This is a genomic window from Peribacillus sp. NPDC097284, from assembly GCF_044761765.1.
Classification (GTDB): domain Bacteria; phylum Bacillota; class Bacilli; order Bacillales; family DSM-1321; genus Peribacillus.
This window is the reverse complement of sequence record NZ_JBIWCZ010000007.1, coordinates 107,021-130,868: the sequence shown is the minus strand read 5'-3', so window position 1 is coordinate 130,868 and position 23,848 is coordinate 107,021. Positions and strand designations below refer to the sequence as shown.

The 23,848-nt window shown below is 42.0% G+C and carries 22 protein-coding genes and 1 riboswitch; of the genes, 12 read left to right on the top strand and 10 right to left on the bottom strand.

The features are described 5' to 3' along the window. Nucleotides 1-12 precede the first annotated feature (12 nt). Nucleotides 13-2,307: a ribonucleoside-diphosphate reductase subunit alpha gene (locus ACIQXU_RS14415; RefSeq protein WP_402990296.1), complete on the bottom strand. Its 2,295-nt coding sequence runs from the start codon at nucleotides 2,305-2,307 to the stop codon at nucleotides 13-15. 137 nt (nucleotides 2,308-2,444) lie between these two features. Then, a riboswitch (cobalamin riboswitch) is annotated at nucleotides 2,445-2,626 on the bottom strand. A 288-nt stretch (nucleotides 2,627-2,914) separates the two neighbouring features. On the opposite strand from ACIQXU_RS14415, the gene ACIQXU_RS14410 reads away from it, so the two are divergent. Continuing rightward, nucleotides 2,915-3,844: a manganese-dependent inorganic pyrophosphatase gene (locus ACIQXU_RS14410; protein WP_402867612.1), complete on the top strand. Its 930-nt coding sequence runs from the start codon at nucleotides 2,915-2,917 to the stop codon at nucleotides 3,842-3,844. Nucleotides 3,845-3,892: 48 nt separating this feature from the next. Here ACIQXU_RS14410 and ACIQXU_RS14405 read toward each other — a convergent pair whose 3' ends face one another. From ACIQXU_RS14405 to ACIQXU_RS14395, 3 genes are all read right to left on the bottom strand, one after another. Then, nucleotides 3,893-4,039 (bottom strand): hypothetical protein, encoded by a 147-nt coding sequence (locus ACIQXU_RS14405; protein ID WP_402867613.1) that lies wholly within the window; start codon nucleotides 4,037-4,039, stop codon nucleotides 3,893-3,895. An 81-nt stretch (nucleotides 4,040-4,120) separates the two neighbouring features. Beyond that, on the bottom strand, nucleotides 4,121-5,569 hold the full coding sequence (locus ACIQXU_RS14400) for a SulP family inorganic anion transporter (protein WP_402990293.1): 1,449 nt from the start codon (nucleotides 5,567-5,569) through the stop codon (nucleotides 4,121-4,123). A 1,135-nt stretch (nucleotides 5,570-6,704) separates the two neighbouring features. Next, nucleotides 6,705-7,919 carry an MFS transporter gene (locus tag ACIQXU_RS14395; RefSeq protein WP_402990290.1) on the bottom strand — a complete coding sequence of 405 codons (1,215 nt, stop codon included), beginning with the start codon at nucleotides 7,917-7,919 and terminating at the stop codon, nucleotides 6,705-6,707. Nucleotides 7,920-8,149: 230 nt separating this feature from the next. On the opposite strand from ACIQXU_RS14395, the gene ACIQXU_RS14390 reads away from it, so the two are divergent. Then, the gene (locus ACIQXU_RS14390; protein WP_402990288.1) at nucleotides 8,150-9,454 is read left to right on the top strand and encodes a CitMHS family transporter; all 1,305 of its coding nucleotides are present in this window, start codon (nucleotides 8,150-8,152) and stop codon (nucleotides 9,452-9,454) included. 173 nt (nucleotides 9,455-9,627) lie between these two features. After that, entirely contained in the window at nucleotides 9,628-10,257 is a 630-nt protein-coding gene (locus ACIQXU_RS14385; protein WP_402990285.1) for a superoxide dismutase family protein, read from the top strand. 271 nt (nucleotides 10,258-10,528) lie between these two features. Here the strand turns inward: ACIQXU_RS14385 and trhO are convergent, their stop codons facing one another. After that, the gene (gene trhO, locus ACIQXU_RS14380) at nucleotides 10,529-11,494 is read right to left on the bottom strand and encodes an oxygen-dependent tRNA uridine(34) hydroxylase TrhO (RefSeq protein ID WP_402867619.1); all 966 of its coding nucleotides are present in this window, start codon (nucleotides 11,492-11,494) and stop codon (nucleotides 10,529-10,531) included. 143 nt (nucleotides 11,495-11,637) lie between these two features. On the opposite strand from trhO, the gene ACIQXU_RS14375 reads away from it, so the two are divergent. The 3 genes from ACIQXU_RS14375 to ACIQXU_RS14365 all read left to right on the top strand — a co-directional run bounded on the left by ACIQXU_RS14375 (nucleotide 11,638) and on the right by ACIQXU_RS14365 (nucleotide 13,364). Then, complete coding sequence (locus tag ACIQXU_RS14375) at nucleotides 11,638-12,684, top strand: nitronate monooxygenase (RefSeq protein ID WP_402990282.1); 1,047 nt, start codon at nucleotides 11,638-11,640, stop codon at nucleotides 12,682-12,684. Then, nucleotides 12,674-13,135 (top strand): GNAT family N-acetyltransferase, encoded by a 462-nt coding sequence (locus ACIQXU_RS14370; RefSeq protein WP_402990279.1) that lies wholly within the window; start codon nucleotides 12,674-12,676, stop codon nucleotides 13,133-13,135. Before ACIQXU_RS14375 ends, ACIQXU_RS14370 begins: the two co-directional genes overlap by 11 nt. Nucleotides 13,136-13,202: 67 nt before the next feature. Further along, nucleotides 13,203-13,364, top strand: a complete 162-nt coding sequence (locus ACIQXU_RS14365) for a hypothetical protein (protein ID WP_402867622.1) — start codon at nucleotides 13,203-13,205, stop codon at nucleotides 13,362-13,364. 44 nt (nucleotides 13,365-13,408) lie between these two features. On the opposite strand, the gene ACIQXU_RS14360 is transcribed toward ACIQXU_RS14365, so the two are convergent. Further along, nucleotides 13,409-13,987 (bottom strand): GNAT family N-acetyltransferase, encoded by a 579-nt coding sequence (locus tag ACIQXU_RS14360; RefSeq protein ID WP_402990276.1) that lies wholly within the window; start codon nucleotides 13,985-13,987, stop codon nucleotides 13,409-13,411. A 105-nt stretch (nucleotides 13,988-14,092) separates the two neighbouring features. Here ACIQXU_RS14360 and pdxR point away from each other — a divergent pair, with 105 nt between their 5' ends. After that, nucleotides 14,093-15,487, top strand: a complete 1,395-nt coding sequence (gene pdxR, locus ACIQXU_RS14355; protein ID WP_402990274.1) for a MocR-like pyridoxine biosynthesis transcription factor PdxR — start codon at nucleotides 14,093-14,095, stop codon at nucleotides 15,485-15,487. Between the two features lie 45 nt (nucleotides 15,488-15,532). On the opposite strand, the gene ACIQXU_RS14350 is transcribed toward pdxR, so the two are convergent. Then, nucleotides 15,533-15,955 carry a MarR family winged helix-turn-helix transcriptional regulator gene (locus ACIQXU_RS14350; RefSeq protein ID WP_402867625.1) on the bottom strand — a complete coding sequence of 141 codons (423 nt, stop codon included), beginning with the start codon at nucleotides 15,953-15,955 and terminating at the stop codon, nucleotides 15,533-15,535. Nucleotides 15,956-16,273: 318 nt separating this feature from the next. After that, complete coding sequence (locus ACIQXU_RS14345; RefSeq protein WP_402867626.1) at nucleotides 16,274-16,477, bottom strand: hypothetical protein; 204 nt, start codon at nucleotides 16,475-16,477, stop codon at nucleotides 16,274-16,276. A 127-nt stretch (nucleotides 16,478-16,604) separates the two neighbouring features. Here ACIQXU_RS14345 and ytvI point away from each other — a divergent pair, with 127 nt between their 5' ends. Further along, nucleotides 16,605-17,651, top strand: a complete 1,047-nt coding sequence (gene ytvI, locus ACIQXU_RS14340; RefSeq protein ID WP_402990271.1) for a sporulation integral membrane protein YtvI — start codon at nucleotides 16,605-16,607, stop codon at nucleotides 17,649-17,651. 370 nt (nucleotides 17,652-18,021) lie between these two features. Here ytvI and ACIQXU_RS14335 read toward each other — a convergent pair whose 3' ends face one another. Further along, nucleotides 18,022-19,374, bottom strand: coding sequence for a hemolysin family protein (locus ACIQXU_RS14335; RefSeq protein ID WP_402867628.1), 1,353 nt, complete (start codon nucleotides 19,372-19,374; stop codon nucleotides 18,022-18,024). Between the two features lie 601 nt (nucleotides 19,375-19,975). Between ACIQXU_RS14335 and ACIQXU_RS14330 the strand changes: the two genes are divergently transcribed. The 4 genes from ACIQXU_RS14330 to uptA all read left to right on the top strand — a co-directional run bounded on the left by ACIQXU_RS14330 (nucleotide 19,976) and on the right by uptA (nucleotide 22,426). Then, a complete protein-coding gene (locus ACIQXU_RS14330; protein WP_402867629.1) occupies nucleotides 19,976-20,551 on the top strand; it encodes a YitT family protein in 576 nt (191 codons plus the stop codon). Between the two features lie 88 nt (nucleotides 20,552-20,639). Continuing rightward, complete coding sequence (locus tag ACIQXU_RS14325) at nucleotides 20,640-21,353, top strand: FixH family protein (RefSeq protein ID WP_402990268.1); 714 nt, start codon at nucleotides 20,640-20,642, stop codon at nucleotides 21,351-21,353. Nucleotides 21,354-21,458: 105 nt separating this feature from the next. Further along, a complete protein-coding gene (locus tag ACIQXU_RS14320; protein WP_402867631.1) occupies nucleotides 21,459-21,632 on the top strand; it encodes an Lmo0850 family protein in 174 nt (57 codons plus the stop codon). A 164-nt stretch (nucleotides 21,633-21,796) separates the two neighbouring features. Then, nucleotides 21,797-22,426, top strand: coding sequence for an undecaprenyl phosphate transporter UptA (uptA, locus tag ACIQXU_RS14315; RefSeq protein WP_402955538.1), 630 nt, complete (start codon nucleotides 21,797-21,799; stop codon nucleotides 22,424-22,426). A gap of 43 nt (nucleotides 22,427-22,469) precedes the next feature. Here the strand turns inward: uptA and ACIQXU_RS14310 are convergent, their stop codons facing one another. After that, the gene (locus ACIQXU_RS14310; protein ID WP_402867633.1) at nucleotides 22,470-23,801 is read right to left on the bottom strand and encodes a hemolysin family protein; all 1,332 of its coding nucleotides are present in this window, start codon (nucleotides 23,799-23,801) and stop codon (nucleotides 22,470-22,472) included. Nucleotides 23,802-23,848: the final 47 nt, after the last annotated feature.

Genomic DNA, 23,848 nt, shown 5'->3' with positions numbered 1-23,848 from the left:
CATTCCCACTCGTTAACTGGAGCAGCTCTCACAGGCATTGTCGTATTCGGATGAAGTGGAACGAAGATAATAAGTCGATTTCAATCCGCTTTCCCATGCTGTTAGGTGTATGTCCAATAACACTTTAGCCTTGATCGTGTTTTGTACATACAGGTTGAAGCTGATGGCTTGGTCGATATGACGTTGACGTGCTGCATTTTGCTTGATGCTTTCCTTTTGGTCCAAATGGAAGCGCGTTTTTTTATAGTATTCATACGTAGTGGGCGTCAATCCAGGCGCTGTCACTTTAAATTTGAAGTTTTTCTTTTCTTCATAAAACTCGATTTCATATAACGGGTCGATGCCATCCGTGGAATGACCGATTTTGGCAGTCGATGAATTGGGGGCGATTGCCATTAAATAGCCGTTTCGTGTACCATACTGCTGCACTTCTTCTTTTAATTCCAACCATTTTGGATCTCTATAGTCACGAAGGTCGAAATACTCCCCCGTTTGCCAATCGGACCCTTCGAAGTATGGGTAGGTTCCTTTTTCCTTGGCCAATTCATTGGATGTTTTAATGGTTAAATAAGCGATTTTCTCATATAAGGTATCGGCGTACTGAACGGCTTCATCGGACTCCCAGTAGATATTTTGCGTCGCCAGTAAATGATGCCACCCGAAAGTTCCTAAGCCGATTGAGCGGTAGCGCTTATTCGAAATGGAAGCTTGCTTGACCGGTAAGGTATTCACGTCAATGACGTTATCGAGCATGCGGATCTGAATCGGGATCAGTCTCTCCAATACATCGCTGTTCACCGCGCGAGGCAGGTTGATGGAAGAAAGGTTGCAGACAACGAAATCCCCGCTTTTGCGAACTACGACGACATCGCCATCTTCCGTTTCATATTCGTCGGTGATCGTTGAAGGGCTTAAGTTCTGGGCGATTTCCGTACAAAGGTTAGAACAATAGATCATCCCTTTATGCTTGTTCGGGTTCTTTCTGTTCACTTCGTCCCGGTAGAACATATAGGGTACGCCTTCTTCTAATTGTGAAATCATGATGCCTTTCATAATGTCCATCGCTTTGATTTTCTCGAAACTATAGCCTGGAAGTATGCCATTCTCCGCCGCCTCTACAGCAAGGGCGTAATGGTCCCTGAAACTGCCATCCCCTTTTTTCTCGTCATAAAAATCCTCGAGGGAGAACCCAAGGGTTTGCTTCACGGTATGCGGGTCGAAGAGATACCAATCTTTCCGGTCACGCACGGCTTCCATGAATAAATCGGGGATGCAGACGCCCGTGAAGATGTCATGCGCCTTTAAGCGGTCGTCGCCGTTTTGCGTCTTCAAGTCAAGGAAGCTCATGATGTCCTTATGCCACGCATCCAGATAGATGGCGATTGCGCCTTTACGTTGCCCCAATTGATCGACGCTGACGGCCGTTTGGTTAAAGAGGCGAATCCAGGGAGTCGTGCCTGAACTGTTACCGGAAAAACCGCGGATATCAGAACCAAGCGAACGGATTTTCCCGACATATAGACCAACGCCGCCCCCGAACTTGGAAACTTTTGCGGCATCATAGTTTGATTGATAAATTCCGTCGATTGAATCCTCGATTGCATCGATGAAGCATGAGCTCAATTGCCCGTGTGTCTTTCCGGCATTTGAGAGGGTAGGGGTCGCTACCGTCATATATAGGTTCGACATTGCCCAGTAGGCTTCTTTAACAAGCTGCAGTCGGTGTTCCGTTTTTTCCAGTCTCATGATTTCCATGGCAATGATCATGAAGCGCTCCTGGGGAAGTTCATAGACCTTGTCTTTTTTTGGACGGGCCAAGTAGCGATCATTCAAAAGATAGATTCCGATATATGAAAATAGTTTATCTTTTTCCGGATCGATGACCGAACCCAATTCTTCGATTTCCGTTTTTGTGTAGGAGTTGAGAAGCTCTGCTTTATAAACAGGGTAACGTTGGCCTTCATGCTGCTGAGAGAGTTCTTGAATCAATTCATAGAAAGGTCCATAGTTCCGGCCTTCATAGCCCCGGTTCTTTTGGGCATCACGATACATGGCATTCAATAGTTCCCTTGCGGCGACGAATGTCCAGTCTGGGGCATCGATATCGACACTTTCAAGTGCAAGCTGGATCAACTTTTTCGATGTTTGTTCTTCTGAAGCATCACCTTTTCGATCGAGCCATTTAGTAAAACGCTTTTTGAACTTTTCCATATCAAGACGGCCTTCGAAATCCTTGGATAACATGTCCAGCTGGATTGAATTTGTTTCTGTGTCATTTTTTATGGTAGGGTTATATGTTTGAGTCATAAATGTTCCTCCTCTTAAATGTACGCGAATAAAAAAAAACCGCCCAATAAATTGAGCGGATCAAACGATAGGATAAAAGAGCCATGAAAAAATAGCCGTTACACTATCGTTTCATCATCTCAATCCCCGAAGAATAAGAAACTTGAAAAAACCAGGCAGGTCTCCTGACTCATGATCATCCTACTTTGAGTCCTTCCCGTATAGAGAGCTATACAGTGGTTTTCTCATTTCGTCACATTTACAGTTGCGGGGACAGTTCCGGGTTCACACCGGATTCCCTTTTCAGCCATCTCTGGCACCTTGGTTAATAATTCTATATATAGTTATTTATGTTGTTAGAAAAGTCAATATCTAGTATGTATGCTTATATTATCGTAAGCCATCCATGCTGATAATTCAACATATATATTTGTGAAAAACTGATTCATATCTATTGACAAGGTCGGATAAAGGAAGAGGATGATGAAAGAATATAGGGAGGAATACAAAATTCCATCGCGGAATGTCAGGGTTTTTGTGTTAAAATAAATTGCATAGCAAAACTAGGGATTCTGGTTATGAAAAGAAAAATCCCTGCCAAATCATTTAGGAAAAAGGAGAAAAAATCGTGGAAAAAATATTAGTTTTTGGACATAAGAATCCGGATACCGACACTATCTGTTCAGCAATCGCTTATGCTGACCTAAAAAAGCAGCTGGGCATCCAAGCTGAACCTGTTCGTCTTGGTGAAGTGAATGGTGAAACACAATATGCGTTGGACCAATTTAAATTCGAAGCACCCCGCCTTGTTGAAAAAGTGGCTGGGGAAGCGGATGGCGTGATTTTAGTCGATCACAACGAACGTCAGCAAAGTGCCGAAGACATTGACCAGGTACGCGTATTGGAAGTCATCGACCATCATCGTATCGCTAATTTCGAAACAAGTGATCCTTTATATTACCGCGCAGAACCAGTTGGCTGCACGGCTACTATTTTAAATAAGATTTATAAAGAAAACGGAATTGAAGTGCCTAAAGCCATTGCAGGACTTATGCTTTCAGCCATCATTTCCGACTCTTTATTATTCAAATCGCCTACTTGCACGGAGCAAGACGTCGCAGCTGCTATGGAATTAGCGGAAATTGCTGGCGTGAATGCTGAAACATATGGCTTGGAGATGCTAAAAGCGGGTGCTGACCTGAGTGACAAAACCATCGATCAGCTCATCACACTTGATGCAAAAGAATTTTCAATGGGAACGGCAAAAGTTGAGATTGCTCAAGTGAATGCTGTTGACCCGAATGAAGTGCTTGCAAAGCAATCAGAAATTGAAGCAGCGATTCATGCAGTTATTGCCGCGAAAGAATTGGATTTATTCTTATTCGTCGTAACGGATATCTTAACGAATGATTCCGTTGCCTTGGCTCTAGGAGCATCAGCGGATGCAGTGGAGAAAGCGTATAACGTAACATTGAATAAGAACATTGCTGTATTGGAAGGCGTCGTATCACGTAAAAAACAAATTGTACCAGTTTTAACAGATATCTTCGCTAAGTAATAAAAAAAGGACTCGATGCCACTTTGAAAGTGGCTTCGAGTCCTTTTTTCAATTCAACGCTTCTTTCTCTTTTTCATACGCAATCACGATAAGCTCTTTGTTTGATTCCTCACGTATTTTTCCTTCAAAGAGTTTTAACTCATTGAGAAGGTCAGGTGATAAATCTGCTGCAGTATAATCCTGTTCGGATGACATGATTTTCCCTCCAATCCAGAGTATCATTCACTCTAGTTTGGCGGTTCAGCAAGAATTTATGCAGGGGAGCCATGCATCCTTTTACTTTTCATATGAGGCGAGGCTCTTTAGCAGCTGAGAACTTTCCTGATCAAGGCCAAGCACTTGAACCGTTTTCCCCTGTACTCTGTATTTTAAGATGACTTTCTCGACGGCTCCTACAGCCGAGGCATCCCATATTTTCGAATTGGAAAAATCAATGATGATGGAATCTGCTTTTTCCTTCGTATCAAACTTCGAAATGAAGTCCTGGACCGATGCAAAAAACATCTGGCCTTTTATTCGATAAGTGATTTGCCGATCCTGGTTGTCCGCTGTTTTCTCGACAGACACTTTTGAAATTTTAGCCGAGAAGAAAATCATACTCAAGAGTACCCCGGCGAATACGCCTTTGGATAAATCATGCGTATAAAGAACAACGATAACCGTTACGATCATGACTATCGCCTCGGTTTTAGGAGTGATCCGAAGCCTCTTCAAGGAGGACCAATCAAACGTCCCGATGGAAACCATGATCATGACCGCAACAAGGGCGGCCATCGGAATTTTAATGAGGACATCATTCAATAACACGATCAAGATTAACAAAAAGGCCCCGGCGACGAAAGTGGACAGCCGACCTCGTCCCCCGGATTTGATATTGATACCGGATTGTCCAATCATTGCACATCCGGCCATCCCGCCGAAGAAACCGGCCACGATGTTCGCTATTCCCTGACCTTTGGCCTCCCGGTTTTTATTGCTATCCGTATCGGTCATTTCGTCAACGATTTGAGCCGTTAGTAAGGATTCAAGCAATCCGACAAACGCTAGGGCAATGGAATAAGGAAAAATGATGGCCAATGTCTCGAATGACAAAGGGATATCCGGAATCAAGAACATGGGAAGAGCCTCGCTCAATTGCCCCATGTCGCCTACGGTCCGTACAGTAGCCCCTGTTGCAACGGCCACGATGGTCATGAAGATGATTGCGACCAGCGGGGAAGGAACGACCTTGGTTATCCGTGGGAATAGGTAGATGATGGCGAGTGAACCAGCTGTCATGACATACATGACCCACGTTTCCCCTTTGAAATGAGTGAGCTGAGCCATGAAAATCATAATGGCCAAAGAATTCACAAAGCCAGTCATAACCGGCTTCGGTATAAACTTCATGAGCTTCCCAATTTTAAAGACGCCCAGTAGAATTTGAAGGATCCCAGTTAATATAGTTGCGGCAAGTAAATAGTTCAAGCCATGATCCTTTACAAGGTCAACCATCACGAGTGCCATCGCCCCGGTCGCCGCTGAAATCATGCCTGGTCTTCCACCAACAAAGGAGATGACGATGGCGATGCAGAAGGAAGCATACAATCCCACCATCGGGTCGACCCCGGCAATGATGGAGAAAGCTATTGCCTCAGGAATTAAGGCCAGGGCAACGACGATTCCGGAAAGTACGTCTCCGCGAACGTTGCAAAACCACTCCTGTTTTAATGTAGATATATTCAAAACGACACTTCCTTTTTCTCTATATAAGTATGGATTGGCTATTGTAACGTACTAGATTATAGCATGACTTCATTATTCTATCTATGGATTCATAATTGAATGGAAATTTCCTTATTTATATCAATTAGGCCAAATAGAAAGATCCAAGTGGGCCACCTTCAACAAAAAAAGACCCGAGATGGTCTTTTTTTGTTGAACTTACGAGTCATAAGTAAATTCCGGTTCCTTACACTGTGGGATGAATGAAATAATACTATGAAAGGGGTGGACTTGATTGCATGAGTATGTAGAAGCATTAGAGAGAGGAGGGGGATATGTCCTGCTTATTCTTCTTTATGTATAATGCTAGATTTACATGCTGTACAGGTTACTTCTTTGTAATGCTTGAAGATGATCTTTCTAAGGTCTCTTCTGGTTAACATAGCGAATACGTTGTATCTCGTACCACATACACAGGTATGTTTGTCTTTTACGATGTGTCTTTCATCCGTTTTGATAGTAGGAAAAAGCATTTTAACCCTCTTTTAAACTAATTTTAGGCGAAAAAAACCAAGAAAAAAGTAAATCTTGGAAATCTACCCACCACGACAAAAGCTTGATATGTCTGGTTTGTGGATTTTCACCTTAAATAATCTTAACATAAAAAAGAATCAAATCTATAAATATACAGAAAAACACGATAATGTTTAAAAAAACAGAAGGAGGAAGACGAGGAAATGAATAGATATCCCTAGGACTTAGGTTTTTCGTTTAAGAACTTTTCCCGACAAGATCTGCAGGTGATATCGGAAACCGATTTAAACTTAACCTTCTTCAGGTCTTTTTTCTCGAATATTCCCCGGTAGTTATGAATAATTCCACATTCACAATAACGCTGATCCTTGATGATGTGAACTTTTGCATAATATGTGAAGGTCGGATACATGTTGACACCCCTTAATAGGTATATATTACTAGGTATATAATACTATTTTATCGTGAATATGTAAAAAAATAAATCTTTAGAAATCAGGCGAAGAAGAGTTCTGTTACAGAGAGGGTTCAACCATCTTGTTGGGTAAGTTTGAATGAAAAAGAAGACACCCGTTAGAAGGATCATCTAACGGGTGTCTTCTTTTTGCTAAAGGTCTTCTAATCAATGTGAATGCCGGGCCAACTCCGGGTTGCGATGCAACGCCAAATACAGGACCAGTCCTGCTATCAGCAGCAGGAAGCTGGTCGTTATAAAAACGGCTGAAAATCCATAAAATCCTGCAACCATCCCTCCCATTGCCGGGCCGATGATATTGCCTAAAAAACGGAGACTAGTATTATATCCAAGCACTTCCCCCTGCATGGCAACGGGAGCCTCTTGGCGGATATAGGCAATCCTTACAGGGATAATTCCTCCTATGACTATACCTAATGCAAACCGTACAAATACAAGTTGCCAAAAGTGATTGATGAAAGCTCCAGGCAAATATACGAGTGCTGTGAGGAAAAGAAGGAGCACCAGAATCTTTATATGCCCATGGTGGTCGCCTATCCTGCCCCAGTACCTGGCCATCAATAAGTTTCCGAGACCAGCTGCGGAAAAGGCGATGCCTGAGTAAAAGGCCAGATTAGTAGTTCCGTGCAGTTCCCCGACATATAAAGATAGAATGGGTTGGATGCTGAAATGAGCCACCTGGACAATCGTTGATATGAGCATGACATTCACTAGAATGGGGTTCCGTAAAATGTGCGAGAGGACCTCCCGGCTCGAATAACTGGCTTTTGTTCCTTTTTGTCGCTGAACTTGATATTCCTTGGTTGCGAATACAAGAAGTCCAGAGACGAAAATTGTGATGGAAGTGAACTTAAACGCTGTTGAGTAGCCGAGAGTATCCGCAAGTACGCCGCCAATCAATGGTCCGAAAAGGGAGCCGGTTATATTCCCCGTTTGAAGAGTACCCAAGACCCTTCCGGCAATCTCTTTAGGTGTCTGTGTGGAAATGAAAGCTTGTGACATGGAGATGAATCCAGTGAATATGCCCATGAACATTCTTAATAAGAACAACTGCAGGACATTTTCTACAAATCCCATCAAGAAAATCGATAGGCCCATACCGAAGGCGCAGGCAATCAGGATTTTCTTTCTACCATAACGGTCCCCGATTCGTCCCCAAATGGGGGAAAATAAAAAGGCGGTCACAAAGGTAATTCCGAATGTCCACCCCGACCAATGCTGGACATATTGTGCCGAATAATTGCCAAATGTACCGATGTATAACGAGATGAAGGGAAGAACCATCGTCATGCTACCACCGATGAAGAAGTTGGCAAACCACATGATGAAAAGATTCCTTTTGGCCAATTTATGAACATCCATATACATGTAACACTTCTTTCTACCTGATATTTACTATTCAGTATACAGATTTACCAATTTCTATTAAATGTATTTGATTCAGACATGCTTCAGGGCAAGAAAAAAATCTAGTTTGAAAAAGTTGTTTTTTAATGAAATACCCAGTGTTATACTAACTAAATACTAATTTTTCAGAAAATATAAAATATTTGATGAAAGTTAATATTTCAAATAGTAAGGGGAGAGTCTACATGTTATCGATTCTTGGATTTTGCATGATTTTTACATTTCTTATTTTGGTCATTTCAAAGCGACTTTCTGTAGTGGTTGCCTTCATTTTCACTGCCATCCTTTTTGCATTGATCGGTGGGTTTGCGTCGGAAATGGGAGAAATGATGATGGCAGGGATTATAAAGGTAACGCCAACGGCCGTTATGATTGTATTTGCTATTTTATATTTTGGTTTGATGCTAGACGTTGGTTTATTTGAACCTATGATTGCCAAGATACTAAGCCTTGTGAAGGGGGACCCACTAAAGGTTGTGATGGCCACTGCCATCATCACGATGCTAGTAGGGTTAGATGGTGACGGGTCTTCCACCTTTATGATCACCGTAACAGCCATGTTGCCGCTCTATATAAGGTTAGGGATGAATAGGCTTATATTGGCGTGTGTGGTTGCTTTAGCTGCAGGCGTCATGAATATCATCCCTTGGGGCGGCCCGTTGGTAAGAGCAGCAGCCAGTCTACAAGTGGAAGTATCAGACTTATTCATTCCGCTCGTTCCGGTCATGATTGCAGGGCTGATATGGACGCTGTTTTCCGCCTATATCCTTGGGAAGAAGGAAAGAGCCAGATTGGGCATCACTACATTGCAGACACCAATGCCTTCAGGGTTAGGTGAACAGGCCGCTGCGGTTGAAGCTACTAATGGTACAACCATGAAGTTTTGGTTTAATTGGTTATTGACGATCGCGTTAATGGTATTTTTGGTAATGGAAGTGTTGCCTCTGCAAATCTTATTCGCTTCTGCTTTTGCCATAGCATTATTCGTTAACTTTCCAAATCCAAAAGAACAGCAGGAAAGGATATTAAGCCATGCCAATAGTTTTGTTATGATCTGTACACTTATCTTTGCAGCGGGTATTTTCACGGGCGTCTTCACGGAAACGAAGATGATGGATTCGATGGCCTCTTCCATCGTGACCGTTATTCCAGATTGGCTTGGTGCACATCTACCTGTTGTTGTGGCACTTACTAGCATTCCGATGGGCTTCATTTTTTCACCTGACGCATATTACTTTGGAATTATTCCCATCATTAGCGAGGCTGCGGCGAACTTTGGAATTGCCCCAGTTGAAATCGGGAGGGCCGCTTTATTAGGTCACTCCACAACAGGTTTTCCCTTATCACCCTTGGTTCCTGCCACATTCATTCTGATTGGGCTGGTTGGTGTGGACTTTGGTGATCATCAAAAGTTTCTATTTAAATGGGCTTGTGGGACAACGATTGTTATGACGATCGTGGCTATCATTCTTGGGGTGATTCCATTATAAGAGGTGAGTCTAATAAACTAGTATGGAAAATCTTTTACTGTGAGATTAGTTAGATTTTTTATCATGCTCATAGAATCTATTTTCCCATTTATCCCTCTCTCTGTTTATCCTTTCAAAATAGTGGAAATGATTAAGAAGACTATACATAAATGAAAGAGAGAGAGAGGGTACTGATGATGAACTATAAGCAAAAGCTGCTGTTGCCAGCATGTGCCACCTTTTTGTTGTATGGATGCAATTCAGAGGATAACTCAACGAATGCAGACAAAACCGTGGAAGATTCAAAACCGGTACAGGGAACCCAAACGGAAGTGGACCCACAAGCACAGGCGGAAGTTAAGGATACTGCGGGTAAAACTTTAGGTACTGTCAATTTTTCCGCGGAAGAGAATTCCGTCTTGATCGAAGCGGCACTGGAAGGGTTAGAACCCGGTTATCATGGGTTTCATATTCATGAAAATGCAGCATGTGAAGCGGATGCAAAGGAAGGGCCTTTTACTACAGCCGGGGGGCACTTCAATCCAACAGATGAAAAGCACTCCAATCATGCTGGGGATATGCTTCCTCTTTTTGCTAAAGAAGATGGAACGGCCAAATATACAGCCACGTTGGATAACATGACAGTGGAACAACTGAAGCAAGAAGAGCTTTCGGTCATCGTTCATGCAAATCCGGACAACTTTGCCAATATTCCTGACCATTATGAAGCGGATGGAGAAAAGGGCCCGAATGAGGACACGTTAAAAACAGGTGATGCCGGTGACAGGCAAGCATGCGGGATTGTAGTAAGCACAGATAAGTAAGGGCATGAGCGATTCTTCTATGGAGGAATCGCTTTTTACATACTATTTGTAGCTTAGCTTGGCCTAAATCAACCACGAACGGCGATAATTCGACCGCAATCCGAATTATTTCAACCATACCAAGCAATATTTCAACCACGCAACATATTAATTCAACCATAGACAAAAAAGCTGAAAAAAAAGGATTTTTCTATCGTGATATAGAAGTAAGAGAAAAGCATGAAAAAAAACCGAATCAGGACAAGGAGTCGATTGATTCGGGTTTCATGGCTTATTCTGCTGTAGCCGTTTCTTTAATAAGTTGTAGTCGTTCTGCGACTTCTTCTTCAGACAAGTTATGCTCTACTACATAGCGATTACGTGGGTGCACCCGACATTCGTGGGAACAGCTGCGTAAGTGTTTGTGCTCGTTTTCTTCACTGCAAAGGATTTTCTTGTTGCATTCCGGGTTCGCGCAGTTCACATAACGCTCACATGGTTCTCCGGAGAAGATATCCCTGCCGACGATGACATGTTCCTTTTGATTGATCGGAACGGCAATTCTTTGATCGAATACATACATTTGACCATCCCAAAGATCGCCTTGCACTTCAGGGTCTTTTCCGTACGTTGCGATGCCTCCGTGAAGCTGGCTGACATCTTCAAAGCCTTCTTTGACAAGCCATCCGGAGAATTTCTCGCAACGGATTCCGCCTGTGCAATACGTAAGGATTTTTTTACCTTCAAACATCTCTTTATTCTCACGTACCCATTCCGGAAGTTCACGGAAATTCGTGATATCTGGCTTGATTGCGCCGCGGAAGTGACCCAAATCAAATTCATAGTCATTTCTCGCATCAAGTACGACTGTATTTTCATCTTGCATTTGCTCGTAAAATTCTTTTGGGCTTAAGTAATTCCCTGTCGTCTGGTTTGGATCGACGTCATCTTCCAATCGAAGCGTAACCAGTTCATTTTTTGGACGGACATGCATTTTTTTGAAGGCATGGCCATCGGCTTCATCGATTTTATAGACCATATCAGCAAAGCGGGGATCGCTTTTCATCATGTCCATGTATTTTTCGGTTTGTTCGATTGTACCGGATACCGTACCGTTGATCCCTTCCTGGGCAACTAAAATCCGGCCTTTCAATTCAAGTTCTTTACATGCCGCAAGATGTTCGGCAGCGAACTCTACGTGATTCTCGATTGGTGTATACAAGTAATACAATAAAACTCTATATGGTTTTGTTTCCATTTTTTAATTACCACCTATGATTTATATTTGCAAGATATAAAGGGTGATCAGTTAAGACACTTTTCTCTTACAGACAATCATTATACCAAGAAAACATAACTTTGATAAGTGAATCATGAAAAATGGAAAGGGGCCTGTTATAAATGCTTCAAGATTTAATGAAATATCCCATCATTCAAGCCCCAATGGCTGGAGGCGCATCCACACCGAAACTGGCCGCAACGGTTTCTGCTGCAGGAGGATTGGGGTTTCTCGCAGCTGGATATAAAACTGCAGAGGAAATGAGAAACGAAATGGAAGAGGTGCGCCGATTGACTGGGCGGCCTTTTGGCGTGAATGTGTTCGTGCCAAGTAAAGAGGTTGTGGATGAATCCAGACTCACCGCCTACCGGGAAAAAATACAAAAAGAGGCGGAAAGTGTAGGGGCTTCAATAGGGGAACCCATGAGCGACGATGATGACTGGGTCAATAAAATAGCCGTGTTAAAAGAACTCCGGGTCGCCGTTGTGAGTTTCACATTTGGGTGTCCAGAATCCGGTATCATCAAGGAACTCCAACATGCCGGTACGCTTGTTACGGTATCGGTGACGAACCCTACAGAGGCACAAATTGCAGTTACGGCGGGAGCGGATATCCTTTGTGTACAAGGGATTGAGGCAGGCGGCCATCGTGCCAGTTTTGATAACGAGTCAGAAAGTGACCAAGCGCTTTTGGAATTGATCAAGATCGTAAAAAAAGAAACGAACGTGCCGATAATTGCCGCAGGCGGATTGATGGATGGAAAAGACATTGCCGGTGTTCTTGCAGCAGGGGCAGTAGCGGCACAGTTGGGAACCGCTTTTCTATGTTGCCCGGAAAGTGGCGCAAGCCCAGCTCATAAGGCAGCGCTCCATAATCCACGGTTTACCGAAACGGCGATCACCCGGGCATTTAGCGGCCGCCGTGCTCGGGGGTTGGTGAATCGCTTCTTAATGGAATATGACAGGGTCGCCCCGGCAGCCTATCCTTATGTTCATCACATGACGAAACAGATGCGAAAGGTGGCGGGACAAAAAGGCGAACCTGAATTGATGGCTCTATGGGCAGGAGAAGGATACAAACGGAGTCGAACGCTTCCCGCCTCGGTATTGATGGGAGAGTTGGTTGAAGAAATGAATATAGAATCTAGGAGAGTATGTCATGAAAATTAGACCCTTGAATCCAGGCGAGGCACCACCGATGGAGTTACTGTTGCTTGCTGATCCTTCAAAAGAATTGGTTGAGACCTATTTGGAGAGGGGCACGTGTTTTGTCGCTGAATCGGATGGGCTGATAACCGGCGTGTATGTCTTGAAGGAATTGTCCGATGACACGATAGAAATCGTCAACGTTGCTGTAGCGGAACAATACCAAGGTGAAGGCCAGGGGAAAAGACTGGTCAATCATGCGGTTCATCATGCGAAGTCACTGGGGTATCACTCCATCGAAATCGGCACGGGTAATTCAGGGATGGGGCAGCTGGCCCTTTATCAAAAATGTGGATTTAGAATAACCGAAATCGATCGCGATTTTTTCACGAGGAATTATCCAGAGCCCATTTATGAAAATGGGATACAGTGCAGGGACATGATTCGTTTATCTCAAACCATCGGGAGCACCTAATGCCGTTAGGGAAATCAATCCAATGTAGGCATCCCATCTTACTGGATAGAGCATAGGAGGAAAAATCATGCTTTTCGGCGATTCCATTTATCTATTGTTTGCGTTGCTCATGCCACTTTTTTTCGCTATTGTCGTATTCATATTCATTCGTTCTATTAAAAAGCAGAATGAATCTTTACAGCAAAAGGAGAAGGAAAGTACAGCTCATAAACAATCATCCGAAAATTAATCCATGGTCAAGAGAGTGTCCAAATGAATGGGCACTCTCTTGATTCATTTCCCCAAAAACCCTTCCAACTTCTGCTTCACATTCGGCCACTCTTCTTTGAGGATGCTGAACACCATGGTGTTTCTGACTCTCCCATCTTTCAGTACTTTTTCTTTTCGTAACATCCCCTCTTCAACAGCTCCAAGCCTAGCAATGGCCGCACGTGAAGCTCTGTTCAGCTCATCTGTCCTGAATTCTACACGATTCATGTGCCACGTTTCAAAGGCATGCTGTAAAAGTAAATATTTGCATTCGGTGTTGACGGCTGTCCTCCACTTTGAAGGGTGATACCAGGTCGAGCCGATTTCCACTGTTTGATTATCGAATCGTATATCCCTTAGGCTTGTGCTGCCGATAACCGATTGAGTCGAAGAATCGATTACCGCAAAGGGATGGTGCTGATTCTTTTCCCTTGATAAGATGCCTTGCTGTACAAATTCCACAGCGTCTTGATGAGACAAAATCTTCGTCGCACTCCACACCCAGATTTCTTTGGGGAGGGAGGCTGTGTAAATCGGTTCGATATGATTTTCCATCAGGGGTACCAGTGAAACGTATTTCCCGGTTAATTCAAACGGCTTCATGTTCATTCCTCCAATCAAGTAATATCCTGATTATAAAAAAAATCTGGTACTATAATAAGAACCAGAACTGTTATAATTTATGGAACCAGTAAAGGGGTGGGCGCCATGTACGAAATCACTTTTCAACTCGAAAAAACAAAGGATCGACCATTATATGTTCAACTGTATCACTATTTGAAAAGGGAAATTCAGAATGGGCAAATAAAGGCTGGAATGAAGTTACCCTCAAAACGAAAGCTAGCCGTTCATTTAGGTATTGGCTTGAATACGGTGGATTCAGCTTATCAGCAGCTAATCGCGGAAGGGTATGTGGAGAGCCGGGTGAGAAAAGGATATTTCGCAGCGGAAATCGATCGGATTTCTTCCATTATGGAGCAAGTAACCACGACTAGTAATCCAGAGACCATTTTGCCAATTGTAACCAACATGATAGATTTTCATTATGGCCATGTGGATATCGACTCCTTCCCACATACCGTGTGGAAAAAGTGCATGAATAATACGCTGTACCTTCAGGAAAGGGACATGTTCATCAGCGGGGACCCTCAAGGGGAGCATGGTCTTAGGAACGAAATTGCGGACTACCTTTTTCAGTCAAGAGGGGTGCGGTGTGTCCCTAATCAAATCATCATCGGAGCGGGTACACAGTATTTCATTCATCTTTTGCGGCTTCTTCTTGGCAAGGAGAGAGTATTTGGGTTGGAAGACCCCGGGTTTCATCGGGTGAGAGAAGTATTGAAAGTGGAGGGAGCTGAGATGAGGTTCATTCCTTGTGATGAAAGCGGGTTGTGTGTGGAATCATTAAAGGAAAGCCAAGCTGATATCGCCTATGTTACCCCTTCTCACCAATTCCCGTTAGGAATGATCATGCCCATATCACGAAGGGTGGAATTATTGAAATGGGCAGGTAGAAAGAATGGCTATATTATTGAAGATGACTATGATGGAGAATTCCGACATACAGGCAAACCTATACCGTCTCTGCAAGGTCTGGATACAGGTGGAAGGGTAATCTATTTAGGCACGTTTTCTAAATCATTGATTCCCACGATTAGAGCGGGATATATGGTACTACCTCCTGAGTTAGCCGATCTTTACCAAAGAAAATTAAAAGGATACAAACAGACCATTTCCAAAATGATCCAAGAAACGGTCTGTCTTTTTATAAAAGATGGCCATTGGGAACGGCATCTGAATAGAATGAGAATCTTGTATCGAAAAAAGAATCAAGTGTTGCTTGCTGAACTAGAAGAAACCTTCCATGATCAAATAACGGTAATAGGAGAGAAGTCCGGACTACATATTCTAGTGCAAGTCCATAGTGATAAATCCGAAGCCGAGCTTATTCAAACCGCTGAAAGAAAGGGAGTGAAGGTGTACCCCACTTCAGTTTATCATTCAAAGAAAGACAACCATCCAACCATTTTGATGGGATATGGCGGTTTATCTGAATCAGATATCAAAGAAGGGATTCGCCTGTTAAAAAAGGCGTGGCTCTAGCTTTTGAATCGCTTATATAAAAGGGATTTAAAAGAATGATGGCAATTAATCTCTAATATTATTTAGAATTTTAAGCAGTGTTTGGAAAAATAAGTCCTGCTCCTCTTCGGAAATGCCATCTAAGGCTTTTCCTTCGATCTTATCCGCAATCTTCATGCATTTCATATGTACTTCTTTTCCTCTGGGCGTGAGTTCAATTCGCTTTTCCTCTTCATCCTTCCCAGGGACTTGTTTGATCATATGGTTCTCTTCCATGCTATTCACGGAACGGGTAATGATCACGCTATCAACGTCTAGATAATTGGATATGTCATTGATGGTAGAATAACCACAGTTCTTTAAATAATTCAAGATTGTCCATTGGTTATGATAAATATTCAGGCTTGTGATCTGTTCGTTCATATTTTTTACGATAGTTCTGGATAATTGTAAATGTTGATGGAATAGCTGATTTTGTTTGTTTTTCATATAATTCTCCTTCATAATGAGCGGCCACTTCATTATAATTTATAAATTGAAAAAGTCTAAGATAAAGAAAGATTCATATGATTCATTTTACTCATAACCGATTTTATCTTCAAGACATGTAAGGGGTATCATTTGTCGTACTTTGTGAGTAGTTGAACATAAACAAGTGCCAAAAAGAGAATGACCCTTTGTATTATACGACAAACATACAGAAATTTTAAGTAGCGTCTTGAAAATCATGGGGAACTATCTTTTTCCAATTTGCCCCTTACAAAAATATCAACTAAAAAAACCAGCATGGAAGCTGGTTTTTTGTCGTTAAATTCTTTCGCTTGCGGAGCGGTGTTTGGTTTCTTCTTTATTTCGTTCTTCTTCTTTTTCGTATTTAATGTCTTCTAGTGGCAAATCGTCGATGGGCATGACAAGCTGATCACGTTCTAGTTGTTTCTCTTGATTTTCTTTGAAAGCCTTGGATTTATCATTACGTTCCTGCAGAGTTTTATCTTTTTTTAAGTTATCCATAATCGATCCCTCCATCTCTTTCCTTATCTTTTCCCTTGAAATGAGAAAATAAAACGTATAACCGAAATATATGGGAGATTCTTTCATAAATATAGGAGAAATAGGAAAGGGCAAGGGGGTGTAGTAATTGAATTTCGCTATGTTTTTTCGCTGGTTTTGGAAGGCGGCTATCCTTTTAGGGATTATATTCTTGATTCCTTACTCGTGGGCGCTGATTTTTGCTCTAGTAACCGCCATCATATTGGATGGATTAGTGAACTTTATAAGCAAAATGTTAAACGTACATCGCCTCTGGGGCGTGTTGGTTTCCTTCATTATCTATGTAGGTGGCTTTATCGGCTTGATTTATTTCTCGCTTTCCGTTCTAATCAAACGGATTATCGTCCATTCTGAAAAGCTACCGATTTTAATTCGAGAAATTTATCTCACGGCAATTTTGCCGGTCATCAGGCAATGGGAGCAATATTCCCAAACGTTGCCGCCTAATCTCATTCAGTCAATCGAACTTACGATGGAAAAAGGGGTCATGGCTCTTGAGGGGTTTACGAAGGACTTTGTCCAGGACATGGTTCAGCTTGTTACGCTCGTACCCGCCTTTTTTATAGATTTCTTAATCTATTTAATTGCTTTATTCTTAATCAGTCTTGAGCTTCCGATGTTGAAGAGAAAGCTAGTTTCTTTTTTAAGGGAGTCAACCTACCAAAAAATCACCATGGTTTATCAAGATCTTAGTATGGCGGCTGTCGGGTTCTTTAGGGCGCAGATTGTATTGAGTTTATTCACGTTCTTGATGGCCTATGCGGGACTATGGATCCTAGATGTGAAATACACCTTGATCTTGGCTCTTTTAATCGTCATCGTCGATATTCTCCCGATATTGGGAACAGGGTCAGTGCTCGTTCCTTGGGCTGTCATTGTATGGACGCAAGGAAATCATCACCTTGGCATTGGTCTAATCATCTTGTTCCTGGTCATAACCGTTGTCAGGAGGACCATTGAGCCAAAAATCTATTCAGCAAATATGGGTTTAACCCCGCTAGCGTCGCTTGTCAGTCTTTATTTAGGATTTAAAGTGCTGGGGGTAATCGGACTTTTCCTAGGGCCGGCTATTCTCATCGTTTATAATACATTGAAGAGGGCTGGTGTCATCAAGCTTCATCATTTTAAAATATGAGCCATTGTTAGAAATTCTTAATGGAGTTTACTGAATTGGACATATCTTTAACCGTTTTACCTTTTCCTTTACAATGATTGCAGTTCCGTGAAAAGAACTGTAGATAGCGAGTTTTGCCTTTCCCTTTGCATTGCTGGCAAATGGTTATAACTTTCATCAGTCTTCACTCCTTAATTATGATGATGTTTCTTTAACAGTATGAAACAAGAAAGGTAGAACTATACCTCAATCACTATAAATAGAGGGGGATTTCTTACTATAATATGAAAGTTTTTTGTCTCATGTACCATAATGAAAGTGAAATCATGGAAGATGCCATGATGTAGGGTAGAAAAAACCCCGTCCTAATAAACTAGGGCGGGGTTTTCCATTAAGAAACGATTTCAGTCTGCGACATTAAAGGAAATTCCTTTACTTCGCTAACTGCTTTTGCAGGTTTATAAATCTCGATATAGCTGATATGGTGGTCTTCCATTTCTTTTATTTTAAAATGGTAAGGTCCATAATTCAGAATATCGCCTTGTTTGGCTTCGTAGTTCTCGGTAAGAATCCAGCCACCCATCGTATCGATATCTTCATCGTTGATATCGATGCCAAGTAAATCATTTATTTCACTGACCAATACCTTTGCATCGATAATATAATGATTTTCTTTCACTTTACGAACGTCAGGGACTTCATCTAAGTCGAACTCATCCCGAATATCACCGACAATCTCTTCCAGGATATCTTCAACGGTCACTAATCCCGATGTGCCGCCATATTCATCCATGAGGATTGCCATGTGTACACGTTCTTTTTGCATCTTTAAAAGTAAATCGTGGATGGGGATGCTATCGATGACACGAATGATCGGACGAACATAACGATTGATCGTAGATGTTGCCTGATTTTTCTTGTCTATCATTTCCGTGAAAAGTTCCTTGATATTGACCAGTCCGATGATATGGTCTTTATCACCATCGATAACTGGGTATCGAGTGAAGTTTTCTTCAGCCATGATGGAAAAAAACTGCTGTATGGTATCATCTTTGGAAATCGTGGCGATTTCGGTACGAGGAACCATGATTTCCTTTGCTATGCGATCATCGAATTCAAAAATTTTATTCACATATTTAAACTCAGATTGGTTAATTTCGCCGCTTTTATAGCTTTCTGAAACAATGATGCGAAGCTCTTCTTCCGTATGAGCCAAGTCATGCTCAGAAACTGCTTTTAATCCAAACATTTTTGTTAGCACTCTTGCAGAGCCATTAAGTACCCAGATGAAAGGATACATGACTTTGTTAAATCCAATTAGCGGTTTGGCAATGAATAATGTTACTTGCTCTGCTTTTTGAATGGCCATCGTCTTTGGTGCCAGTTCTCCCACCACCACATGAATGAAGGTGATCAAAGAAAAGGCAATCGCGATTGAAAGGATATGTGAAGCAGATTCAGGGATATTTAATTGAGTGAGAAGCGGGCCCAAAATACTTTCAACTGTCGGTTCTCCCAGCCACCCAAGTCCTAATGCCGTAACTGTAATTCCCAGTTGGCATGTTGACAGGTATTCGTCGAGATTGGATGTGACCTTCTTTGCTGCTAGGGCATTCGGCTTACCTTCTTCAATTAATTGATCGATCTTCGTGCTCCTCACTTTAACAATCGCAAACTCCGAAGCTACAAAAAATGCTGTTAAAGCAATTAAAATGGCAATAAGTACCAAGTTTATTATGTCCAAAAAGTCTCCCTTACATCGCCTATGAGACGAATAAGGAGTCCACCTCCTACATTTTTAAAATATACAAGTATATTTTTTTTGTCGTGCTAAATAGCTAAAACGTACTGGAGTCGTGCATGAAGGCTGCAAGTTTACACTCCGTTTTTAAATGAATAGAGTACTAGTATATGTGTATTAGCGATACGTAGACGGGAAATAGAAGAATTTTGCAAGGAAAATGCAAGCAAGATTATTTAATACCGTGCACTTTTTCGCCAGGCAAAGCAGCGTCCGTCCGTCACAACGAACGTTCTTTAATGTCCCATCCAATCACCTCAGTTTAATTGATTTAAATACTTTCATTATAGAAAGAGTTAGTCATCCAGTCAAATTGCCTAATACTCGCAAAATGGTGGAAATGGCTTGTAAAAGGTTCATTTGTTTCACTATTTGACGGTTTTTGACCAATTCCTTTCCTATAACCATTATATAATGGAATATTCAGAAAATTAAAGGTCTATGCCTATAAAAAATAAAAAAGGCCTTTTATTAATTTTTAGCTTCTCTGTACATAGGATATAGGATTGGGACAAGATTATCCATTATAAAGGATGTGGAAGTCATGATGATCATCGAAAAGATGGCAGCCATAATGGCCGGAAGTTTGCTTGTGGGCGTAGGAATTAATTTTTTTCTCATCCCTTATCACTTGTTGGATGGTGGCATGATTGGGATTGGTTTAATCATTCATTATTTTCTAGGGCTTCCAACTGGGTTAGGCGTTATTCTGAGCAGTATTCCCCTATATATATATGCTTGGTATTACGAAAAAAAACTATTCCTCAACAGTTTGCATGGCCTACTTTTCTCTTCGTTATGTATCGATATTTTTTCCGAGGCTGTCATCGATTGGAATCTTCCCATCTATATAAGTGCCATAATCGGAGGGGGATTAATCGGGCTGGGAATCGGGCTCATGCTCCGGTATGGTACATCAACAGGCGGGACCGACATGCTTGCACAGATCATTTCCAGGAAAAGCGGGCTTAATGCCGGCATGTTAATTTTCTTCATAGATGGATGTGTCCTCATTGTGGGCCTGAGCGTGGTGGACCTGACTGTGTTTTTCTATTCATTTTTGACCATCATCGCGGTGGCGATGCTGACTTCGGTAACCGTGATGCGGACCGCAACTTAATAGAATGTATATATTTCAGTTATCTGGGAAGGATGGTGTATAAAACGACCGTCTTATCGGTTAATTATGAAAAAGAAGGAAGTTTTCGATGAAGAAATTTTATTTGTCAGCCATATTATTGTTTGCGTTAGCAGGATGTCAGGAAACCGAAAAGCCAGAAGATAAAGAAGTGAGCAATGCCATACCTGAAACCATGGAGGCCACTATATCCGTTAAAGGGACATTAGTATCCGGAAAAGAGGTCATCCTTGAAACCACAGTGAAGGAAGGAAGCCAACTTGTAAATGAAGCTGGTGAGGTTCTTTTTGAAGTGAGGAAATCCGGGCAGGATAAACGGGAAATGTTAGATGCAAAGAATACGGGAAGCGGGACATATCAAGTGATGCACACCTTCAAGGAACAAGGGAAGTATCATGTAATTGCCCATGTAACAGCTAAAGATCAACATGTGATGCCGGAAAAAGAAGTGGTTATTACTGATAATGAAAGTGAAAACACCTCGGTACACCCAAGGTCGAATGTCTTGATCGAGTTTCATAACAATCCTGTGACGGCGGGGAACAGTTCCACCTTTGAAGCCAATGTGCATTTGGATGGGAAGCCTTTGACTGATGCAGATGTAAATTTTGAGGTGTGGAAAGAAGGCAGTGAAGAAAGTTATTTCACCAAGGCGAAAGAAGAGGGAAAAGGGACTTATCTAAATAAAGTGTCCTTTGACGAGGCGGGAACTTATAAGATTCAGGTGCATGTGGAAAAAGAAGAAGTGCATGAACATCAGTTACAAACGATACAGGTTAATTGATGAGAATATCTACCCTTTTTGGCGAGTATTTATCCAGATAGGTTTTAGCCTTACTTTTAATGGGAACGTAAAGGATAACGAATACAGCAGGAAGGGAGGGTAAGCATGAAAAATGAAATAATCAACAAGTACAAAAATCTCGGGGTCCATATTCAAAAAACGAAATCACGTCAGGAGATTTTCACGAATATTTCTCACACTGATTCATCCTTACTCACCTTAGAGTTCGCAACTGCTTTTTCAAACGATGTACAAAAACAGGAAATAAAAGAATATTAATCACAAGGAGACCGGGAAAGACAAGCTGGTCTTTTTTTTGTTATCTAAAATCATATCCCAATCTGACTGTTCCTTTTTTCAGGAAAATGAATAGAACGGATTTTTCCGCAATAGGATAGAAGGACAACCAAGTCAAAATTAGCGGAAAAGGGAGTCATTACATGATGTCAGAGCTGATAATGAAGATACTGAATTGGTTTGCGGAGATGGGATATATCGGTATTTTATTGGGGTTGATGGTGGAAATCATCCCCAGTGAGCTCGTACTTGGATACGGTGGCTATTTGATCGGAATGGGTAAGATGAACTTTTTGGGTGCCGTTATCGCAGGGGTGATGGGAGGTACGATTGCCCAATTATTCCTTTATTGGGCTGGTTATTATGGAGGACGGACATTCCTTTTAAAGTATGGAAAATATATATTCATTAAAGAAGCTCATATGATAATGGCCGAAGAATGGTTCCAACGGTATGGGGTGGGGGTGGTGTTCACAGCTCGCTTCATTCCTGTCGTACGACATGCCATTTCCATACCAGCTGGGATTGCCCGGATGTCCGCCTGGACATTCACTTTTTATACAGTGGCAGCCGTCATTCCTTGGACGATATTGTTCTTGTCATTGGGTCGGATTTTGGGGGAGAATTGGCAACAAATTAGAGAAATCACTGCACCTTATTTGATTCCTGTAGCAGGTTTTTCATTCGTCTTGATCATGTTGTATATCATTTGGAAGAAAAAGAGCCCGCCGCCAATCGTGACGGTCAAAAAGGTTGGGTCTGATAAAAGAATATAAAAAAATGGCCCCGGTAAGAATACGAGGGCCATTTTTCTTATTCTTAATCTTGTGGAAGGTTCTCCTCAAGTGTCAGCTGTTCTACTTTTTTTGTCACTTCAATAAAACGGATGGCGTGTTCATCCATCTCAATGACTTTGAAACAGAAACCATCTTTTTCCATGATGTCGCCAACTAGTACATCATAATTTTCCGTTAAGATCCAGCCACCGATTGTATCTACATCCTCTTCATCCAGGTGAATGCCAAGTAAGTCATTCACGTCTTTTACTAGAAGTTTGGAATCCAAGATATAGTGTCCATCCTTGATCTTACGAATGGAAGGAACTTCATCGATATCGAATTCATCACGAATTTCCCCGACGATTTCCTCAAGGATATCTTCAACGGTGACGAGACCGGAAGTACCACCATATTCATCCATCAAGATGGCCATGTGAATCCGCTCTTTTTGCATCTTTAGCAGTAATGTGTGAATGGGTATATTCTCCATGACCCGAATGATCGGGCGGGTATATTGTTCAATGGTTTTGGACTGGATATCCCGGTCCTTAATTAGGTCAGAAAAAACTTCTTTCAGATTGACCAAGCCAATCACATGATCCTTATCACCTTCGACAACGGGGTAACGCGTGTATTTTTCCGTTTTGGCAACATCGACGAAACCTTGTACGGTTTCATCTTTGGAAATGGTAAGGATTTCTGTTCTTGGAACCATGATTTCCTTGGCTACCCGGTCATCAAAATCAAATATATTGCTTACATATTTGAATTCAGATTGATTGATTTCCCCGCTTTTATAGCTGTCCGAAAGGATGAAACGCAATTCTTCCTCCGTGTGAGCAAGCTCGCTTTCCGAAGCGGATTTGAAGCCGAATAATCCAACGACAAACCGAGAGGAATGATTCAATAACCAGATGAACGGGAACGCGATCTTATGGAAAAGGATCAGAGGTTTGGCGATGGCCAAGGCCACCTCTTCCGCTTTTTGGATGGCAACCGTTTTAGGTGCGAGTTCACCTACGACGACATTCAAGAAGGTCATTAGGGAAAATGCAATGATAAAGGACAGAATACCTGCCACGTTGTTCGGAATATGTAATAGTTCGAATAAAGGTTCTATCAATTTATAGATTGTCGGTTGCCCAAGCCACCCAAGTCCAAGGGCGGTCACGGTAATGCCGAGCTGCGTTGCCGATAGGTACTCATCGAGATCTGATGTCACCTTTTTTGCAGCTAAGGCTTTCCTGTTTCCTTCTTCTATCAATTGGTCGATTCGCGAGCTTCGTACCCTAATGATTGAAAACTCGGAAGCAACAAAAAAGGCGGTTAAAGCGATTAAGATAATGACTAAGGCTAAACTAAATATGTCCAATAGTGAGGGATGTAATTAAACCGTTTACTTGCACCAAACGGGTGAAT

What these genes read in the sequence shown, in the direction of transcription:
- ACIQXU_RS14415 (WP_402990296.1), bottom strand. Translation starts at nt 2,307, where the DNA reads ATGACTCAAACATATAACCCTACCATAAAAAATGACACAGAAACAAAT.
- ACIQXU_RS14405 (WP_402867613.1), bottom strand. Translation starts at nt 4,039, where the DNA reads ATGTCATCCGAACAGGATTATACTGCAGCAGATTTATCACCTGACCTT.
- ACIQXU_RS14395 (WP_402990290.1), bottom strand. Translation starts at nt 7,919, where the DNA reads ATGGATGTTCATAAATTGGCCAAAAGGAATCTTTTCATCATGTGGTTT.
- ACIQXU_RS14390 (WP_402990288.1), top strand. Translation starts at nt 8,150, where the DNA reads ATGTTATCGATTCTTGGATTTTGCATGATTTTTACATTTCTTATTTTG.
- ACIQXU_RS14385 (WP_402990285.1), top strand. Translation starts at nt 9,628, where the DNA reads ATGATGAACTATAAGCAAAAGCTGCTGTTGCCAGCATGTGCCACCTTT.
- trhO (WP_402867619.1), bottom strand. Translation starts at nt 11,494, where the DNA reads ATGGAAACAAAACCATATAGAGTTTTATTGTATTACTTGTATACACCA.
- ACIQXU_RS14375 (WP_402990282.1), top strand. Translation starts at nt 11,638, where the DNA reads ATGCTTCAAGATTTAATGAAATATCCCATCATTCAAGCCCCAATGGCT.
- ACIQXU_RS14370 (WP_402990279.1), top strand. Translation starts at nt 12,674, where the DNA reads ATGAAAATTAGACCCTTGAATCCAGGCGAGGCACCACCGATGGAGTTA.
- ACIQXU_RS14365 (WP_402867622.1), top strand. Translation starts at nt 13,203, where the DNA reads ATGCTTTTCGGCGATTCCATTTATCTATTGTTTGCGTTGCTCATGCCA.
- ACIQXU_RS14360 (WP_402990276.1), bottom strand. Translation starts at nt 13,987, where the DNA reads ATGAAGCCGTTTGAATTAACCGGGAAATACGTTTCACTGGTACCCCTG.
- pdxR (WP_402990274.1), top strand. Translation starts at nt 14,093, where the DNA reads ATGTACGAAATCACTTTTCAACTCGAAAAAACAAAGGATCGACCATTA.
- ACIQXU_RS14350 (WP_402867625.1), bottom strand. Translation starts at nt 15,955, where the DNA reads ATGAAAAACAAACAAAATCAGCTATTCCATCAACATTTACAATTATCC.
- ACIQXU_RS14345 (WP_402867626.1), bottom strand. Translation starts at nt 16,477, where the DNA reads ATGGATAACTTAAAAAAAGATAAAACTCTGCAGGAACGTAATGATAAA.
- ACIQXU_RS14330 (WP_402867629.1), top strand. Translation starts at nt 19,976, where the DNA reads ATGATGATCATCGAAAAGATGGCAGCCATAATGGCCGGAAGTTTGCTT.
- ACIQXU_RS14325 (WP_402990268.1), top strand. Translation starts at nt 20,640, where the DNA reads ATGAAGAAATTTTATTTGTCAGCCATATTATTGTTTGCGTTAGCAGGA.
- ACIQXU_RS14320 (WP_402867631.1), top strand. Translation starts at nt 21,459, where the DNA reads ATGAAAAATGAAATAATCAACAAGTACAAAAATCTCGGGGTCCATATT.
- uptA (WP_402955538.1), top strand. Translation starts at nt 21,797, where the DNA reads ATGTCAGAGCTGATAATGAAGATACTGAATTGGTTTGCGGAGATGGGA.